This window comes from Streptomyces sp. f51 (assembly GCF_037940415.1).
GTDB lineage: Bacteria > Actinomycetota > Actinomycetes > Streptomycetales > Streptomycetaceae > Streptomyces.
This window is the reverse complement of the sequence record NZ_CP149798.1, coordinates 2,292,817-2,308,608: the sequence shown is the minus strand read 5'-3', so window position 1 is coordinate 2,308,608 and position 15,792 is coordinate 2,292,817. Positions and strand designations below refer to the sequence as shown.

The window sequence follows — 15,792 nt, the reverse complement described above, 5'->3', positions numbered from 1 at the left end:
GGACCGTACGTGTCCGTCCGCCCCACGGACAGCGGACGCCCCGGCGTGATCAGCGGTCCCCGTGGCCGGTGTGGTGCACACTGGCCAGATCCGGACCACCCCAGGGAGCGCACCGTGATCAACGGCGAGGGACCGTTCCGCCAGGCCCATGTCGACCCGCTCGCCGGGCTGCGCACGGCCGACGACCCGCCCTGGGACGTCTATCTGACCGGCACGGTCTTCCTGGACATCATCTTCACCGGGCTCGACTCCGCTCCCGTGCGCGGCACCGAGTCCTGGGCACGCGGCATGGGTTCGAGCCCCGGCGGCGTCGCGAACATGGCGACCGCCCTCGCCCGCCTCGGCCTGCGCACCTCCCTGGCCGCCGCCTTCGGCGACGACCACTACGGCGAGTACTGCTGGGACGCCCTGGAACAGGGCGAGAGCATCGATCTGACGCCGTCGCGGACCGTGCCCGGCTGGCACTCGCCGGTCACCGTGTCGATGGCGTACGAGGGCGAGCGGACCATGGTCAGCCATGGGCACGAGCCGCCGCCCGAGGAGGCCGCGCCCGACTGCCCGCCGCGCGCCCGCGCCGCCGTCGCCTCGCTGACCCCGGGAGTCCGCGCGCCCTGGATCGAGCAGGCCGCGAGCCGGGGCACCCGGATCTTCGCGGACGTCGGCTGGGACGACACCGGGCGCTGGGACCTGGCGGGCCTCGCCGACCTGGCGCACTGCGAGGCGTTCCTGCCCAACGCCGAGGAGGCCATGCGCTACACCGGCGCCGACTGCCCCCGCGCGGCCGCGCACGCGCTGGCCCGCCACGTGCCGCTGGCGGTCGTCACCCTCGGCTCCGACGGCGCCTACGCCGTGGACGGACGCACCGGGGAGAGCGCCGAGGTCCCCGCGATCGCCGTCGAGGCGCTCGACCCCACCGGCGCGGGAGACGTCTTCGTCGCCGGTTTCGTCACCGGCACCCTGGCCGGCTGGCCGCTGGCCGACCGGCTCGCCTTCGCCGGGCTGACCGCGGCGCTCTCCGTCCAGGAGTTCGGCGGATCGCTGTCGGCGCCCGGCTGGTCGGAGATCGCGGCCTGGTGGCGCCGGGTCCACTCGGTCGCCGACCAGGACCCGGCGGCCCTGAGCCGGTACGCCTTCCTGGAGGGCCTGCTCCCGGAGGTCACGCGTCCCTGGCCGCTGCGCCGGGCGGTCCCGACGATCGGCTTCGGCCGCTCGGCCTGAGGGTCCGGGGCCTCCTCAGGTCACGACCTCGTCACCGCGGGAAAAGCCCTACGGGTCCGTGTGCGCCGCGACGTACGCTGGGAACCGCAAGGCTGCCCGTGTGGCAAGCGTGCCGACCTAGGAGGTAACGCAGGCCTACAGAGCCGGCCCATGACTCAGACACCCACAGCTCACGGCCCCGTCCAGGGGCAGGCACGCGCGCACTTCACCGTCCCGGCCAAGCACCCCATGGTGACCGTTCTGGGTTCCGGAGACTCCTTGCTGCGCGTGATCGAGAAGGCCTTCCCGGCGGCCGACATCCACGTCCGGGGCAACGAGATCAGCGCGGTGGGCGACGCCGGTGAAGTCGCGCTCGTCCAGCGCCTGTTCGACGAGATGATGCTGGTGCTCCGCACGGGGCAGCCCATGACGGAGGACGCAGTGGAACGCTCGATCGCCATGCTCAGGGCGAGCGGGAACGGGGAGGGCGACGGCCAGGAGACTCCGGCCGAGGTGCTCACGCAGAACATCCTGTCCTCGCGAGGCCGCACGATCCGCCCCAAGACCCTCAACCAGAAGCGCTATGTCGACGCCATCGACAAGCACACGATCGTGTTCGGCATCGGCCCCGCGGGCACCGGCAAGACGTACCTCGCCATGGCGAAGGCCGTCCAGGCGCTCCAGTCCAAGCAGGTCAACCGGATCATCCTGACCCGCCCGGCGGTCGAGGCCGGCGAGCGTCTCGGCTTCCTGCCCGGCACGCTCTACGAGAAGATCGACCCGTATCTGCGCCCGCTGTACGACGCGCTGCACGACATGCTCGACCCGGACTCGATCCCGAAGCTGATGGCCTCGGGGACGATCGAGGTGGCCCCGCTGGCGTACATGCGCGGCAGGACCCTGAACGACGCCTTCATCATCCTGGACGAGGCCCAGAACACGAGCCCCGAGCAGATGAAGATGTTCCTCACCCGGCTCGGCTTCGACTCGAAGATCGTCATCACGGGTGACGTGACGCAGGTCGACCTCCCGAGCGGCACGAAGTCGGGTCTGCGGCAGGTCCAGGACATCCTGGAGGGTGTCGAGGACGTCCACTTCTCGCGGCTCACGTCCCAGGATGTCGTCCGGCACAAGCTGGTCGGCCGTATCGTCGACGCGTACGAGAAGTACGACAGCGAGAACGGCACCGAGAACGGCTCCCACAAGAGCCGGGGCCACAAAGGGAAGTAGACCAGCACAGCCATGTCGATCGACGTCAACAACGAGTCCGGAACCGAGGTCGACGAGCAGGCGATCCTCGACATCGCCCGCTACGCGCTCGCACGGATGCGCATCCACCCGCTCTCCGAGCTCTCGGTGATCGTCGTGGACACCGACGCCATGGAGCAGCTCCACATCCAGTGGATGGACCTGCCGGGCCCGACGGACGTCATGTCCTTCCCGATGGACGAGCTGCGCCCGCCGTCGAAGGACGACGACGAGCCGCCGCAGGGTCTGCTCGGCGACATCGTGCTCTGCCCCGAGGTCGCCGAGCGCCAGGGCAAGGACGCCCCGACGGAGCACTCCATGGACGAGGAGCTCCAGCTGCTCACCGTCCACGGTGTGCTGCACCTGCTCGGCTACGACCACGAGGAGGCCGACGAGAAGGCCGAGATGTTCGGCCTCCAGGCCGCCATCGTGGACGGCTGGCGTGCGGAGAAGGGCATCACGGGTCCGTCTCCGGCCCCGACCGTGTCATGAGTCCACAGCTGGTCATCGGTGCCATCGTTCTGGTCGTCGTCGCCTGGCTCGCCGCGTGCGCGGAGGCGGGCCTCGCGCGCGTCTCCAGCTTCCGCGCCGAGGAGGCGGTCCGCGGCGGCCGGCGCGGCAGCGCCAAGCTCGCCCAGGTCACCGCGGACCCGACGCGCTATCTGAACGTGGCGCTGCTGGTCCGCGTGGCCTGCGAGATGGCGGCCGCCGCGCTCGTCGTCTACGCCTGCCTCAAGGAGTTCGACAAGACCTGGCAGGCCCTCGCCGTCGCGATCGCCGTCATGGTCCTCGTCTCGTACGTCGCGGTCGGGGTCTCGCCGCGCACCATCGGCCGCCAGCACCCGCTGAACACCGCCACCGCGGCGGCGTACGTGCTGCTGCCGCTGGCCCGGATCATGGGCCCGATCCCGCCGCTGCTCATCCTCATCGGCAACGCGCTCACCCCCGGCAAGGGATTCAGGCGCGGCCCGTTCGCCTCCGAGGCGGAACTGCGGGCGATGGTCGACCTCGCCGAGAAGGAGTCGCTGATCGAGGACGAGGAGCGCCGCATGGTGCACTCCGTCTTCGAGCTCGGCGACACCCTCGTGCGCGAGGTCATGGTGCCCCGCACCGACCTCGTCGTCATCGAGCGCTACAAGACCATCCGGCAGGCCCTCACCCTGGCCCTGCGCTCGGGCTTCTCGCGCATACCCGTGACCGGCGAGAACGAGGACGACATCGTCGGGATCGTCTACCTCAAGGACCTGGCCCGCAAGACGCACATCAGCCGCGAGGCCGAGTCCGAGCTGGTCTCCACGGCCATGCGCCCGGCCACGTTCGTGCCCGACACCAAGAACGCGGGCGACCTGCTGCGCGAGATGCAGCAGGAGCGCAATCACGTCGCCGTCGTCATCGACGAGTACGGCGGCACGGCCGGCATCGTCACCATCGAGGACATCCTCGAGGAGATCGTCGGCGAGATCACCGACGAGTACGACCGCGAGCTGCCCCCCGTCCAGGAGCTCGGCGACGACCGCTTCCGGGTGACCGCCCGCCTCGACATCGGCGACCTCGGCGAGCTGTACGGCTTCGAGGCCTACGACGACGAGGACGTGGAGACCGTCGGCGGACTGCTGGCCAAGGCGCTGGGGCGGGTCCCGATCGCCGGCGCCTCCTCGGTGGTCGAACTGCCCGACGGACGCGAACTGCGCCTCACCGCGGAGGCCGCCGCCGGCCGCCGGAACAAGATCGTCACGGTCCTCGTCGAGCCGGTCGGCCCGGCCGGCTCCCCGCGGGAGGAGAAGCCGGAGTGACCCCGCAGCAGCTGCGCGCGTTCTGTCTGTCCTTCAACGCGGCCGTCGAGGACTTCCCCTTCAACCCCGAGACCTCGGTCTTCAAGGTGCTGGGCAAGCTCTTCGCGCTGACGAACCTGGACGGACGCCCGCTCAAGGTCAACCTGAAGTGCGACCCGCAGGACGCGATCCGGCTGCGCGAGCAGCACCCGGGGCTGATCGCCCCCGGCTATCACATGAACAAGCGGCACTGGAACACGGTGACGGTCGACGGAGAGCTCCCGGACCGTCTGGTCCGGGAGCTCGTCGAGGATTCCTACGATCTCGTCGTGGCCGGTCTGCCACGTGCCGAGCGCCTGCGCCTCGACCGCCCCTGAGGCCGGGGCCGACCGCTCCTGACCCGTGGCCGACCGATCCCGGCCCGTGGCCGACCGACCCGACCCGGGACGGTCCGGCGCTGCCCTCAGCGGGCGCCCGCCGCGCCCCGCCGCCCGAGTCCCACGGCGACCAGCGCCGCCGCCGCGAGCACGATCGCCGCGTCCAGGGCCAGCACCGTGCGCACGCCGTTCAGCAGGTCGCCGGAGGTGGTCGCGAGGACGCCGAGGAGCGGGATGCCGACGGTGATGCCCACCTGCTGGGTGGAGGTCACCAGACCGGTGGCCAGCCCCTGCTCCTCGTCGGGGACGCCCGAGGTCACGGTCAGGCCGTACGAGATGATCGCGCCCAGATGGAACATGCTGGCCAGCGACACCCCGGCGGTGGCGATCCAGACGGACCGGGTGTGCGCGTCCAGCAGCAGCATCCCCGCCACGAACGCCCCCTGCCCCGCCAGCGAGCCGGCCAGCGTGCGCCGGGCGCCGAAGCGGCCGATGACCTTCGGCGCGTACATCCCGGCGACGGCCGACAGCACTCCCTGCACGCCGAAGACCAGGCCCGTCTCGAAGGCGGAGAGGCCGAGCGTCTCCTGGAGGTACAGGGTCAGCACGAAGACGACCGTCGACATCATCGAGAACGTGACCAGGCCGCCCAGGTTGCCCCACGCGACCGTGGGGCGGCGCAGCATCCTCAGGCTGACGAGCGGGGCGGCGGCACGGGATTCGATCCGGACGAAGGCGCCGAGCAGCAGCACACCCAGGACGAGGGCCGTGACGACGTCCGCGCCGCCGAAGCCGCGCTCGGCCGCCGTCGACAGCGCGTAGATCAGGGACAGCAGGCCGCCGGTGACGGTGACCGCGCCGGGGACGTCCAGGCGGGGGCGGTCCGCGGCGCCCGTGTTCCGGGGGCCGGACGTGGGCAGCAGGCCGAGCGCCGGCGGCAGCACGACCAGCGCGAACAGCGACAGCAGGCCCATCGTCGAGCGCCAGCCCAGTGCGTCGGTCAGGACACCGCCCGCCACCATGCCGACCGTGAAGCCGAGCGACAGGAGCGTGCCGGAGATGCCGAGCGCGCGGTCACGCGCCGGGCCCTCGGGGAAGGTCGTGGTCAGCAGCGACATGCCCGTCGGCACGATCGCCGCCGCGGCGAGCCCTTGCAGGGCCCGTCCGGCCAGGAACGACGCCGGGTCCCAGGCGAGGGTCGCGAGCAGCGAGGCCGCCCCGAACAGGCTCAGCCCGGCCAGGAAGAGACCCCGGCGGCCGAACAGGTCGCCGATCCGGCCGAACAGGAGCAGGAAGCCGCCCGAGGGCAGCGCGAAGGCGGTGACGGCCCACTGGAGCGCGGACGGGCTCATGCCGAGGCCGCGGCCGAGGACGGGCAGCGCCACGTTCAGGACCGAGAAGTCCAGCGCGACCATGAACTGGGCGGCGCACAGCACGAACAGCACCAGCGCGTCCCGCCCGGACAGCCGGTCCTGGCGTTGGGGCCGGCCGCCCTTCCCCGGGGCGGGTGACCCGGCGGAGGTCGCGGCCCGGGGGCCGTTCGTGGGGGAGGGATCGACGCCCGGCGTGCCGGCGCCGGGGCCTCGGAGGGTGGACTCGGTGGTCGCGTTCGTGGTCATGGCACGAGCCTGCGGCGGCCGGAATATCCGTGGGGAGCCGGAACTTATGCTGGTGGCCGCACCACCAGTCACCGAAGGGGGAGACACGTGACGGAGGACGCGCCGAAGACCCAACGACGCCCGGAACTCCGCGAGTTCCTGATGAGCCGCAGGGCGCGGGTGTCGCCGGCCGAGGCCGGGCTCCCGGACGGCGGCGCCCGGCGCCGGACGCCCGGGCTGCGCCGCGAGGAGGTCGCCGTCCTCGCGGGCGTGGGCGCCTCCTGGTACCAGTGGCTGGAACAGGGGCGGGACATCTCCGTGTCGGCGCAGGTCCTGGACTCCGTCGCCCGCGTGCTGCGGCTCAGCAACACCGAGCGGCGCCATCTGTACACCCTGGCCGGACTGAACCCGCCCGCGCCCGAAGTCGCCCCCGGGCACCGGGACATGTGCGAGGGGCTGCGGCGGCTGATCGACACGTGGATGCCGTATCCGGCGCACATCATGGACCCGTACTACAACTGCGTCATGTACAACGACGCCGCCGCCGTGGTCCTCGGCATGCGGCCGGAGAACACCCAGAACTGCGTCGTCGACTTCTTCACCGACCCGCTCTACCGGGGCCGTTCACGCACGTGGGAGCACAACGCCCGTACGGTCGTGGCCCAGTTCCGCGCCTCGTGCGCCGCGGCCCCTGACGACGAGGGATTCCGTGAACTGCTGGCCGAACTGACCGCGGCCAGCCCGGAGTTCGCGGAGCTGTGGGAGCGGAGGGACATCGAGGACGCCGGGCAGATCCGCAAGGAGCTCGATCATCCGCTGGTGGGGCTGCTCGCCGTGGAGTCCACCGCGATGAAGGTGCCGGTGCGGCCCGACCTCACGATCGTGCTGCACACACCGCTGCCGGAGGAGAACACGGCCGCGAAGCTGGAGTGGCTCGCCTCGCCCGAGGGCCGCCGGGGGTCGATGTACCCGGTGGCCGGGTGACCCTTCGGCGGGGGACGGCGCCTGCACTTCGTATGCTCTGGTCATGACCGACAGCAGCGCGCTCGACCCCGAGGACCGCAAGATCGTCACCCTGGCCCGTTCCGCGCGGGCCCGCAACGGTGTGCCCGAGGGCGCGGCCGTACGCGACGAGACGGGGCGTACGTACGTCGCCGGGACCGTGGAGCTGGAGTCCCTGCGGCTGAGTGCCCTGCGGACGGCCGTGGCGATGGCCGTGGCGTCCGGGGCGAAGTCCCTGGAGGCGGCGGCCGTGGTGTCCGAGGCCGCGGCCGTCACCGACGCGGACCGGGCGGCCGTACGCGATCTCGGCGGGCCCGGGACACCGGTGCTGCTGGCCGGCCCCGACGGCGCCGTGCACACGACCGTCACCGCCGGCTGAACACGGCAGCGCCCCGGGGGAACCGGTCCCCGGGGGCGCTGCCGTACTTCTCCGGGCCGCTCCGGAACCTTGTCCGGGCCCTCCCGGGAGACTTCTCCGAGCCGCTGCCTCAGAAGCCGAGCTTGCGCAGCTGCCGGGGGTCGCGCTGCCAGTCCTTGGCGACCTTCACGTGGAGGTCGAGGAAGACCGGCGTGCCCAGCAGGGCCTCGATCTGCTTGCGGGACTTGATGCCGACGTCCTTCAGGCGCTTGCCCTTGGGGCCGATGATGATGCCCTTCTGGCTGGGGCGCTCGATGTAGACGAAGGCGTGGATGTCCAGGAGCGGCTTGTCCGCGGGACGGTCCTCGCGCGGCAGCATCTCCTCGACCACGACGGCGATGGAGTGCGGAAGCTCGTCGCGGACGCCCTCCAGGGCGGCCTCGCGGATCAGCTCCGCGATCATGACCTGCTCCGGCTCGTCCGTCAGGTCGCCCTCGGGGTACAGGGCGGGCCCCTCCGGCAGGAGCGGGACGATCAGGTCGGCCAGCAGACCCACCTGCTTGTCGGCGACCGCCGAGACTGGGACGATCTCGGCCCACTCGAACCCGAGCTCGCGGCCGAGCTGGTCGATCGCGATGAGCTGCTCGGCGAGCGTCTTGCTGTCGACCAGGTCGGTCTTCGTGATGATCGCGATCTTCGGCGTCTTCTTGATCGACGCCAGCTCCTTCGCGATGAAGCGGTCGCCCGGGCCGAGCTTCTCGTTCGCGGGCAGGCAGAAGCCGATCACGTCGACCTCGGCCCAGGTGGTGCGCACGATGTCGTTGAGCCGCTCGCCCAGCAGGGTGCGCGGTTTGTGCAGGCCGGGGGTGTCGACCAGGATCAGCTGCGCGTCGGGCCGGTGCACGATGCCGCGCACGGTGTGCCGCGTGGTCTGCGGCTGGTTCGCGGTGATCGCCACCTTCTGGCCGACCAGAGCGTTCGTGAGGGTGGACTTGCCCGCGTTGGGGCGGCCCACGAAACAGGCGAAGCCGGCGCGGTGGTTGTCCATCGCCTCGGGGGCGTGAGACGAGCCCCCGCCCTCGGACGGCTCGGATGACTGGTTGCGAACGCTCATGGCGCCCATTGTCCCTGATCGTCGGGTGCCCGCCGTACCAAGCCGTTCGATACCGGGGAAGCGGTCGTCCCGGCACCCCCGAAGCGCGCGTTCCGCCGTCCGCGCGGAGACCGTTCCGGGGCCGGTGACCGGACTCCTCCCCGGTGAGGAATCGGAAATCGGGGCGCAATGAAACACGGCGGAAACGCCCGTGTGCGCAACCGGAAACGCGGGGCCACGACGCTCTGACGACGCCCCCACCTCGTGCCCCCCACTCCGTTGGAGAGACCGTGACCCTGGCCGCTTCCCGGATCGACACCGGCGACACCGCCTGGCTGCTCGCCGCCACCGCGCTCGTCCTCCTGATGACCCCCGGCCTCGCCCTCTTCTACGGCGGCATGGTCCGCGCGAAGAGCGTGCTCAACATGCTGATGATGAGCTTCGTGTCGATCGCCCTGGTCACGGTGGTGTGGCTGACGGCCGGCTACTCCCTCGCCTTCGGCCAGGACGCCTTCGGCGGGCTCGTCGGCGGTCTCGATCACGCCGGCATGGCCGGGCTCGGGCCGGACAGCGTCCACGGCACCGTCCCCACCCTGCTCTTCGCCACCTTCCAGCTCACCTTCGCGATCATCACCGCCGCGCTGATCAGCGGCGCGGTCGCCGACCGCACGAGGTTCGGGGCCTGGCTCGTGTTCGTGCCCGTCTGGGCCCTGCTCGTATACGTTCCCGTCGCCCACTGGGTGTGGGGCCCGGGCGGCTGGATCCACGACGGTCTCGGCGCGCTCGACTTCGCCGGCGGTATGCCGGTCGAGATCGCCTCCGGGGCCTCCGGGCTCGCGCTGTGCCTGGTGCTCGGACCCCGCCTCGGCTTCAAGAAGGACGCCATGCGGCCGCACAACCTCCCCATGGTCGTGCTCGGCGCCGGCCTCCTGTGGTTCGGCTGGTTCGGCTTCAACGCCGGGTCCGCCCTCGGCGCCAACGGCCTGGCCGCCGCGGCCTTCCTCAACACCCTCGCCGCCGGCTGCACGGGCCTGCTCGGCTGGCTCCTGGTCGAGCAGCGCCGCGACGGCCACCCGACCACGCTGGGCGCGGCCTCGGGCGCGGTCGCCGGACTGGTCGCCATCACCCCGTCCTGCGGGGTGGTGTCCCTGCTGGGCGCGCTCGTGGTGGGGCTCGCCGCCGGCGTCGTCTGCTCGTACGCCGTGGGCTGGAAGTTCAAGCTGAACTACGACGACTCGCTGGACGTCGTCGGCGTGCATCTGGTCGGCGGTGTCATCGGCACGCTGCTCATCGGCGTCTTCGCCGTCCACGGGATGACCGGCGGGGCCGAGGGGCTGCTGTACGGCGGAGGGCTCGCGCAGCTCGGCCGGCAGCTGGTCGCCGTCGTGGCCGTCGGGGCGTACGCGTTCGGCGCCACGTACGGCATCGGCACCGCGATCGACCGGTTCTTGGGGCTGCGCGCGGACGAGGAGCAGGAGCGGACCGGCCTGGACCTTACGGTGCACGCCGAGAGCGCCTACGATCACGGGGTCCTGGGCCACGGCGCCCCGGTGTCGTCGTCCCTTCCCGTCGCGCAGAAGGCCAAGCCCCAGGCATGAAACTCATCACCGCGATCGTCAAGCCCCACCGGCTCGACGAGGTCAAGACCGCCCTCCAGGAGCTCGGTGTGCACGGGATGACCGTCACCGAGGCCAGCGGCTACGGCCGCCAGCGCGGGCACACCGAGGTGTACCGCGGTGCCGAGTACCGGGTGGACCTGGTGCCCAAGGTCCGGATCGAGGTCGTCGTCGGGGACACCGAGGCCGACGCGGTCATCGACGCGGTGGTCACGGCCGCGCAGACCGGGAAGATCGGAGACGGAAAGGTGTGGTCCGTACCCGTGGAGACGGTCGTACGGGTACGGACGGGCGAACGCGGGCCCGACGCACTCTGAGCGTCACCACGGCCACGGCGCCCGCGCCCGCGAGCAGCACGGCCACGAGCCAGGGCAGCGCGAGGAACGACGTCCGCGCCGACTCCTCGGTCCCCGGCGCGCTGGCGGTCAGCGTCATGTCGGCCCAGTCCAGTTGGGGTGCCCCGTGCCAGGGCGCGGTGAGCCGCACCCGCTGGCCGGGCAGCAGCTCCGAGGGGACGCCCGCGAGCTCGCGGGACAGCAGGGTGCGCCCGAAGAGGCCCTCGGCCTTCAGTCGCACCTTGGGGTTCAGGGTCACGTTGCCCGTGTTGTGGAGGGTGTACGAGACGGTGGCCGCCGAGGTGCCCGTGCCGGGGATCAGCGGCTGGTGGTGGGTGAGGCGCACCTTCTCCACGGCCAGGGCGGGGACGGCCGGGCCGCCGACCCGGAGATAGACCCGTGCGGCGACGGCACGCCGCACCCCGATGGACAGGGAGCCCGAGCCCTTCTCGATCTGTTCGTCGAGTGCCACCAGCGCGCCCGGATGGTCGCCGGGCTCGGCCCGCTCCGGGACCCGCAGCGTGAACGGCACGGTCACCCGGCCGTGCGCGGGCACGGTGACCCGGGAGCGCGCGGGCCGGGCCCACGCCCCCACCCCGCGCTGCTTCTCCGCCCTGGTGCGGACGGCGAAACCGCCGTCACGGGCGGTGTTGTAGGCGTCGGCCGCGTACAGCCGGAACGTCATGGGCGCGCCGGTCTTGTTGGCGACGGTGACCTTGTCCCGGAGGGTCTGGCCGGGGTCGGCGGAGAGGTAGAAGTAGGGCCGCGCGGCGATGCGCGAGGAGACGGGGTAGACCGACCAGCTCCCGTTGTCGGCCGCGTACGAGGGCGTGGACACGAGGGCCAGGAGGGCGGGCAGGACCAGGAACACGCTCAGGAGGAGGGCGTACGGCTTGCGCATGGGTGCGGACCCCCGCGGACGTCGTCGGCGGACTGGCGGCTTTCGTCGTGCGTGAACTCCCCTGTGTGGACGGGCGGGTGCGCGCCCGGCCACGGGGGTGCGGAAGACCGGTCGAGTGGCGGACCGGTCAGCTGAGCGTCAGCGTGAGCACACCGGAGTAGGAGCCCGGGGGCGTGAACTCCGGTACGTTCAGCGACAGTCCGGCGTCGACGGTGAACTCGCCACCGGTGAGCGCCCCGTTGGGGGTGGACGCCAGGGTCGCCCCCGAGGTGCCCACCGCGCCGGACGAGCCGGCCTGGCAGGTGCTCGGGCTGCCGGCCTTGGTGGAGCAGGCCGGGGTCCAGCTCAGGGCACCGGCGCCGATCTTCGCGCCGGGGCCGGTGAAGTCGGTGACCTTGCCGGTCAGGGACCAGCCCGCGGGCCCGCCGCGGAAGTCCTTGACCGTCACCGTTTGCAGGGAGCCCGTGGAGGCGCCGCCCTTGCCGTAGTCGACCGCCGACAGCGCGACGGCGTCCCCGGCCTGGGTCATCGACAGCGTTCCGGCCCTCACCGTGGTGGTGAGCTTCTGACTGCCGTCGGGGACGGGCGTGTTGTCGACGACGACGTACGCGGCGGGACCCGCTCCGGTGTCCGCGTTCCAGCTGCCTCCCTCGTACGCGACCACGCCTGTCGTCGTCTTGTCGTTGACGACGAGCGAGCCGCTGATGGAGCCCTGGGAGTCGGCGGTCACGGTCGCCTTGTCGGCGGTCTGGGTGGACCCGGACCGTCCGGCGAGGGTGACACCGGCACCCGGGGTGAAGCCGCTGCCGGTGACGGTCACGCTGTCACCGGGGTTCCCGGAGGCCGAACCGAGCTGGATGGCCCGGGCGTTGGTCTGTCCGCCGGTCGCGGTGACCGTCTCGGACACCGGGGCGGGCGGGTTGGTGACCGTGCACGGGGTGTCCAGCTCCATGATGTAGCTGGTGTGGATGTTGTAGTCACCGGGCGACAGGGTGATCGCGCCCGGCGCGGTCACGGTGAACGTTCCGGTCATGCTGAACGACGGGAAGGCGCCCTTGGCGGGCACCGGGTCGTTCTTCTTGGGCCCGGCGACGGTGACGCTTCCGGTCTGTGCGCCGCCCAGCTGGACCTTGCCGGTGGGGGTCATGATGTCGGCCGGCAGGGCGAGGTCGACGGGGTTGCTGGCGGCGGGGCTGACCACCGTGTAGGTCACGGTGACCGTGTCGCCGACCTTGGGACTCGCCTTGTCCACCGCGATCTTCGCGGTGGTGGTGCCGTCGATCGGCGGGATGCCCGCGATCGCGGGCGGGATGCAGTGCGTGGCGAAGTCCACGTTCGCGGGTGCGGCTCCGGCCGGGGCGGCCAGCGCCCCGCCCGCGGTGAGCGCGAGTACGGTCGCCCCGAGCAGGGCCGCGACGCGGCGTCTTCGGGTGATCGGACCCTTTGGTGACATGGTTGGTGCCCCCTCCTGAGGGATGCGGGCGCAGCGGCTCGTCTGCGCCGCCAGGGGGACATTGATGTGCCGGTTGTGTGAGAAGTCAATGGAGTCCCGGCGCAGTGACTGATGGCCCATCAGTTTCTGTCATGGTCATCGGTCCTGCTCGGCCGGCGGGGCTCCGCCCGGCTGGTCGGTGCCGGGCCGGTGCCGCTGCGCGCGGGCGGCACCGGCCCTCTTCACGGGTGGGCGAGGTGGATCAGTCGAACACGAACGGGCCGGGGGACTGCGGTGCGTCCGCCGTGCAGGTGATCGTGATGCCGAAGATCGTCATCTTCAGCGAACCGCCGTAGAACTCAAGGCTGTCGCCGGAGGCGACGGTGCCGTCGAGAGGGCCCACCGACACGCCGCTGCCGGTGGCCATCGCGGGGTTCTTCTTGCCGGTGAAGGCGGTGGTCCCGCCGCTCGCGTTCACCAGGGAGAGTGTCGAGGTGACCGAGTTCGCGGCGATCGGGATCGGGGCCGTGATGGCGGTGGAGCTGAGGGTGATGGTCGCGGCCGTGCCGTCCTGCGTGGCCGTGAGGGTGGCCGCACCGCCGCCACCGATGGTGCAGGTCGCGTTGATGGTGGCCGTCTGGGGAGTGACGGCCGCGGCGGTCGGCGCGAAGGCCAGACCGGTCGCGGCGAGGGTGCCGGCGGCTAACGCCGAGACCGTTGCGAGTCGCTTGCCTCTCATCGAAATCCCTTCCCTTGTGGGGAATTGCCATGTGGGGATGGTCGGGACGGAGCCGTCCGCCCGGGTCCGGGCACACGGGCTCTCACCTTCGTGCCGGTGAGGGTGCGGGGAGACGTGTACGCGGACCGTCCGCTCGTGGGGTGCGGGACGCCGTGCGGAGGCGTGACCGACGGTCCGTCGGAATGTGCGGTTCCATTGAGACGCGGGTGCCTTGAGATGGCAAGGGAAGCGGACCAGTTCCTTCAACGGTCATGAAAAGTGGCCGAAGTTGGACCCGGGCGGGCGGGGGCGAGGTCCTGGAGCCCCACCACCCGCAGCAGCCGCAGGCGCTCGTGCGACGCGGTGCCGGGGCGTGCCGTGTGGACGACGAGAAGCTGGTTGTCGCCGGAACTGAGCAGGACCTCGCAGTCCAGTTCCAGCAGGCCCACCGCCGGGTTCAGGAACCGCTTCGTGGCGGAGCGCCGCACGGCGACCTCGTGGGACTCCCACAGCTCCGCGAACTCCTGGCTCGTGGAACGGAGTTCGGCCACCAACGCGGCCGGGACCGGGTCGGTGGGGCGGGCCGCGGTGACCGCGCGCAGGTTGGCGACATGGGAGCGGGCGTGCTCGGCGCGGTCCTCAGGCGGGAAGAGGGACCGGGAGGCCGGGTCGGTGAAGAACCGGCGTACGAGATTGCGCCCGGGCTCGGCCTGGCCCGTCAGCGCCGCCGCCATCGCGTTCTGCGCGAGCAGCTCGCCGTAGTCGGTCACGACCTGGGCGGGCGCGTCGTGCAGCCGGTCGAGGATCAGCAGCAGTCCGGGGCGCACGTGCGGCGACGCGCTCGTGGCCCGGGGCGGCTGCTCGCCCGCCAGGTGGAACAGGTGGTCCCGCTCGTCGCCCGTGAGCCGCAGCGCACGCGCCAGCGCGCCGAGCATCTGGCGCGAGGGGTGCGGTCCGCGGGACTGTTCGAGCCGCGTGTAGTAGTCCACGGACATGCCCGCGAGCGCCGCCACCTCCTCGCGGCGCAGCCCGGGCGTGCGGCGCCGGGATCCGGCCGCGAGCCCCACGTCGGAGGGCTCGAGACGGGCGCGGCCGCGGCGCAGGAAGTCGGCGAGTTCGGGTCGGTCCACCCCTCCAGGGTGACGCGGACCACCGGTGTTATCCAGGGACCGCCGCTCCCTGGATCAGGAGGTCTCTCCCGCCCCGCCCGGCACCGGGGGACGGTGGAGGCCGACGAGAGGAACACATCATGCTGACACTGGTGACCGGAACCACCGGCGAGGTCGGACGCCGTTTCGTCCCCCGCCTGCTGCGGTCGGCGCCCGCCGGCGACCGGGTGAGGATCCTGGTCCGCGACGAGTCCCGGGCGAAGGACCTGGCCGGACTCACCGGCCCGACCGGCCTCGGTCCCGAGATCGCCGTCGGGGACCTGCGCGACCCGGCGACGCTGGGCGGGGCCCTGGTGGGCGTGGACGCGGTGGTGAACATCGCGGCCTCCTTCCGCGGGGTCCCTGACGACGAGGCGTGGGCGGTCAACCGCGACGGGGCGCTGGAGCTGGGCCGCGCCGCCGTCTCCGCGGGGGTGCGCAGGTTCGTGCAGGTCAGCACCAACCTGGTGTACGGGGCCGGCCGGGGCCGCCCGCACACCGAGGACGACCCGAGCGTGCCCGGCGGCGAGATGTGGGGCGCCTACCCGGCCTCCAAGGCGGAGGCCGAGCGCGGACTGCTCGCCCTGGACACGGACATGGAGGTACGGATCGGCCGCCTCTCCTTCGTGTACGGGGAGGGCGACCCGCATCTCGCCGCCTCGCTCAGGTGGGCCGGGCAGTGGCCCGCCACGCGGCGGCTCCAGATGGTCCACCACGCGGACGTCGCCCAGGGCCTGCTCCGGCTGCTCCACGCCCCCGCCGTGGGCGGCACCCCGGTCTACAACATCGCCGACGACGCCCCCGTCACCACCGTCGACCTGCACCTGGTCAACGGAGTCGAGGTGCCGCCCGCGCTGTACGAGCGCACCGACCCCGACCCCTGGAACGGCATCGTGTCCACCGACCGCATCCGGTACGACCTGGGCTTCCGCCCGGTGTACCCGTCCCTGTGGACGGCCCGCGACGCCGGGGCCCTGTGACCCGCCCGGCGGCGCTC

Annotated in this window: 16 protein-coding genes; 10 read left to right on the top strand and 6 right to left on the bottom strand. The window is 72.2% G+C overall.

Annotated elements, in window-relative coordinates; all coding sequences use genetic code 11:
• Positions 1 to 114 precede the first annotated feature (114 nt).
• From WJM95_RS10195 to WJM95_RS10175, 5 genes are all read left to right on the top strand, one after another.
• Positions 115 to 1,218, top strand: coding sequence for a PfkB family carbohydrate kinase (locus WJM95_RS10195; protein WP_339129270.1), 1,104 nt, complete (start codon positions 115 to 117; stop codon positions 1,216 to 1,218).
• A gap of 150 nt (positions 1,219 to 1,368) precedes the next feature.
• Positions 1,369 to 2,427, top strand: a complete 1,059-nt coding sequence (locus WJM95_RS10190; protein WP_339129269.1) for a PhoH family protein — start codon at positions 1,369 to 1,371, stop codon at positions 2,425 to 2,427.
• A 12-nt stretch (positions 2,428 to 2,439) separates the two neighbouring features.
• Complete coding sequence (ybeY, locus tag WJM95_RS10185; RefSeq protein ID WP_037618724.1) at positions 2,440 to 2,937, top strand: rRNA maturation RNase YbeY; 498 nt, start codon at positions 2,440 to 2,442, stop codon at positions 2,935 to 2,937.
• A complete protein-coding gene (locus WJM95_RS10180) occupies positions 2,934 to 4,238 on the top strand; it encodes a hemolysin family protein (RefSeq protein ID WP_339129268.1) in 1,305 nt (434 codons plus the stop codon). Before ybeY ends, WJM95_RS10180 begins: the two co-directional genes overlap by 4 nt.
• Positions 4,235 to 4,594, top strand: coding sequence for an MmcQ/YjbR family DNA-binding protein (locus tag WJM95_RS10175; RefSeq protein ID WP_339129267.1), 360 nt, complete (start codon positions 4,235 to 4,237; stop codon positions 4,592 to 4,594). The genes WJM95_RS10180 and WJM95_RS10175 overlap by 4 nt, the downstream gene beginning before the upstream one ends.
• An 86-nt stretch (positions 4,595 to 4,680) precedes the next feature.
• On the opposite strand, the gene WJM95_RS10170 is transcribed toward WJM95_RS10175, so the two are convergent.
• A complete protein-coding gene (locus WJM95_RS10170; RefSeq protein WP_339129266.1) occupies positions 4,681 to 6,213 on the bottom strand; it encodes an MFS transporter in 1,533 nt (510 codons plus the stop codon).
• Positions 6,214 to 6,354: 141 nt separating this feature from the next.
• Between WJM95_RS10170 and WJM95_RS10165 the strand changes: the two genes are divergently transcribed.
• Together WJM95_RS10165 and WJM95_RS10160 are read left to right on the top strand one after the other, a co-directional pair.
• On the top strand, positions 6,355 to 7,176 hold the full coding sequence (locus tag WJM95_RS10165) for a helix-turn-helix transcriptional regulator (RefSeq protein WP_339135456.1): 822 nt from the start codon (positions 6,355 to 6,357) through the stop codon (positions 7,174 to 7,176).
• 43 nt (positions 7,177 to 7,219) lie between these two features.
• A complete protein-coding gene (locus tag WJM95_RS10160; protein WP_339129265.1) occupies positions 7,220 to 7,573 on the top strand; it encodes a cytidine deaminase in 354 nt (117 codons plus the stop codon).
• Between the two features lie 109 nt (positions 7,574 to 7,682).
• On the opposite strand, the gene era is transcribed toward WJM95_RS10160, so the two are convergent.
• Positions 7,683 to 8,675 (bottom strand): GTPase Era, encoded by a 993-nt coding sequence (era, locus tag WJM95_RS10155; RefSeq protein ID WP_339129264.1) that lies wholly within the window; start codon positions 8,673 to 8,675, stop codon positions 7,683 to 7,685.
• A gap of 260 nt (positions 8,676 to 8,935) precedes the next feature.
• On the opposite strand from era, the gene WJM95_RS10150 reads away from it, so the two are divergent.
• Both WJM95_RS10150 and WJM95_RS10145 read left to right on the top strand, forming a co-directional pair.
• Positions 8,936 to 10,243 (top strand): ammonium transporter, encoded by a 1,308-nt coding sequence (locus tag WJM95_RS10150; protein ID WP_339129263.1) that lies wholly within the window; start codon positions 8,936 to 8,938, stop codon positions 10,241 to 10,243.
• On the top strand, positions 10,240 to 10,578 hold the full coding sequence (locus WJM95_RS10145) for a P-II family nitrogen regulator (RefSeq protein WP_339129262.1): 339 nt from the start codon (positions 10,240 to 10,242) through the stop codon (positions 10,576 to 10,578). The genes WJM95_RS10150 and WJM95_RS10145 overlap by 4 nt, the downstream gene beginning before the upstream one ends.
• Here the strand turns inward: WJM95_RS10145 and WJM95_RS10140 are convergent.
• The 4 genes from WJM95_RS10140 to WJM95_RS10125 all read right to left on the bottom strand — a co-directional run bounded on the left by WJM95_RS10140 (position 10,472) and on the right by WJM95_RS10125 (position 14,777).
• A complete protein-coding gene (locus tag WJM95_RS10140) occupies positions 10,472 to 11,497 on the bottom strand; it encodes a DUF916 domain-containing protein (RefSeq protein ID WP_339129261.1) in 1,026 nt (341 codons plus the stop codon). The genes WJM95_RS10145 and WJM95_RS10140 overlap by 107 nt on opposite strands.
• 127 nt (positions 11,498 to 11,624) lie before the next feature.
• Positions 11,625 to 12,950 carry a beta-xylosidase gene (locus tag WJM95_RS10135; protein ID WP_339129260.1) on the bottom strand — a complete coding sequence of 442 codons (1,326 nt, stop codon included), beginning with the start codon at positions 12,948 to 12,950 and terminating at the stop codon, positions 11,625 to 11,627.
• Between the two features lie 241 nt (positions 12,951 to 13,191).
• On the bottom strand, positions 13,192 to 13,668 hold the full coding sequence (locus WJM95_RS10130; protein WP_339129259.1) for a hypothetical protein: 477 nt from the start codon (positions 13,666 to 13,668) through the stop codon (positions 13,192 to 13,194).
• A gap of 242 nt (positions 13,669 to 13,910) precedes the next feature.
• Positions 13,911 to 14,777: a helix-turn-helix transcriptional regulator gene (locus WJM95_RS10125; protein WP_339129258.1), complete on the bottom strand. Its 867-nt coding sequence runs from the start codon at positions 14,775 to 14,777 to the stop codon at positions 13,911 to 13,913.
• Positions 14,778 to 14,896: 119 nt separating this feature from the next.
• Between WJM95_RS10125 and WJM95_RS10120 the strand changes: the two genes are divergently transcribed.
• Positions 14,897 to 15,775 (top strand): NAD-dependent epimerase/dehydratase family protein, encoded by an 879-nt coding sequence (locus WJM95_RS10120; protein ID WP_339129257.1) that lies wholly within the window; start codon positions 14,897 to 14,899, stop codon positions 15,773 to 15,775.
• Positions 15,776 to 15,792: the final 17 nt, after the last annotated feature.

Bases quoted from the DNA above. Each gene is read 5' to 3' on its own strand.
- WJM95_RS10190 (WP_339129269.1), top strand. From the start codon at position 1,369: ATGACTCAGACACCCACAGCTCACGGCCCCGTCCAGGGGCAGGCACGC.
- ybeY (WP_037618724.1), top strand. From the start codon at position 2,440: ATGTCGATCGACGTCAACAACGAGTCCGGAACCGAGGTCGACGAGCAG.
- WJM95_RS10180 (WP_339129268.1), top strand. From the start codon at position 2,934: ATGAGTCCACAGCTGGTCATCGGTGCCATCGTTCTGGTCGTCGTCGCC.
- WJM95_RS10170 (WP_339129266.1), bottom strand. From the start codon at position 6,213: ATGACCACGAACGCGACCACCGAGTCCACCCTCCGAGGCCCCGGCGCC.
- WJM95_RS10165 (WP_339135456.1), top strand. From the start codon at position 6,355: ATGAGCCGCAGGGCGCGGGTGTCGCCGGCCGAGGCCGGGCTCCCGGAC.
- WJM95_RS10160 (WP_339129265.1), top strand. From the start codon at position 7,220: ATGACCGACAGCAGCGCGCTCGACCCCGAGGACCGCAAGATCGTCACC.
- era (WP_339129264.1), bottom strand. From the start codon at position 8,675: ATGGGCGCCATGAGCGTTCGCAACCAGTCATCCGAGCCGTCCGAGGGC.
- WJM95_RS10145 (WP_339129262.1), top strand. From the start codon at position 10,240: ATGAAACTCATCACCGCGATCGTCAAGCCCCACCGGCTCGACGAGGTC.
- WJM95_RS10140 (WP_339129261.1), bottom strand. From the start codon at position 11,497: ATGCGCAAGCCGTACGCCCTCCTCCTGAGCGTGTTCCTGGTCCTGCCC.
- WJM95_RS10135 (WP_339129260.1), bottom strand. From the start codon at position 12,950: ATGTCACCAAAGGGTCCGATCACCCGAAGACGCCGCGTCGCGGCCCTG.
- WJM95_RS10130 (WP_339129259.1), bottom strand. From the start codon at position 13,668: ATGAGAGGCAAGCGACTCGCAACGGTCTCGGCGTTAGCCGCCGGCACC.
- WJM95_RS10120 (WP_339129257.1), top strand. From the start codon at position 14,897: ATGCTGACACTGGTGACCGGAACCACCGGCGAGGTCGGACGCCGTTTC.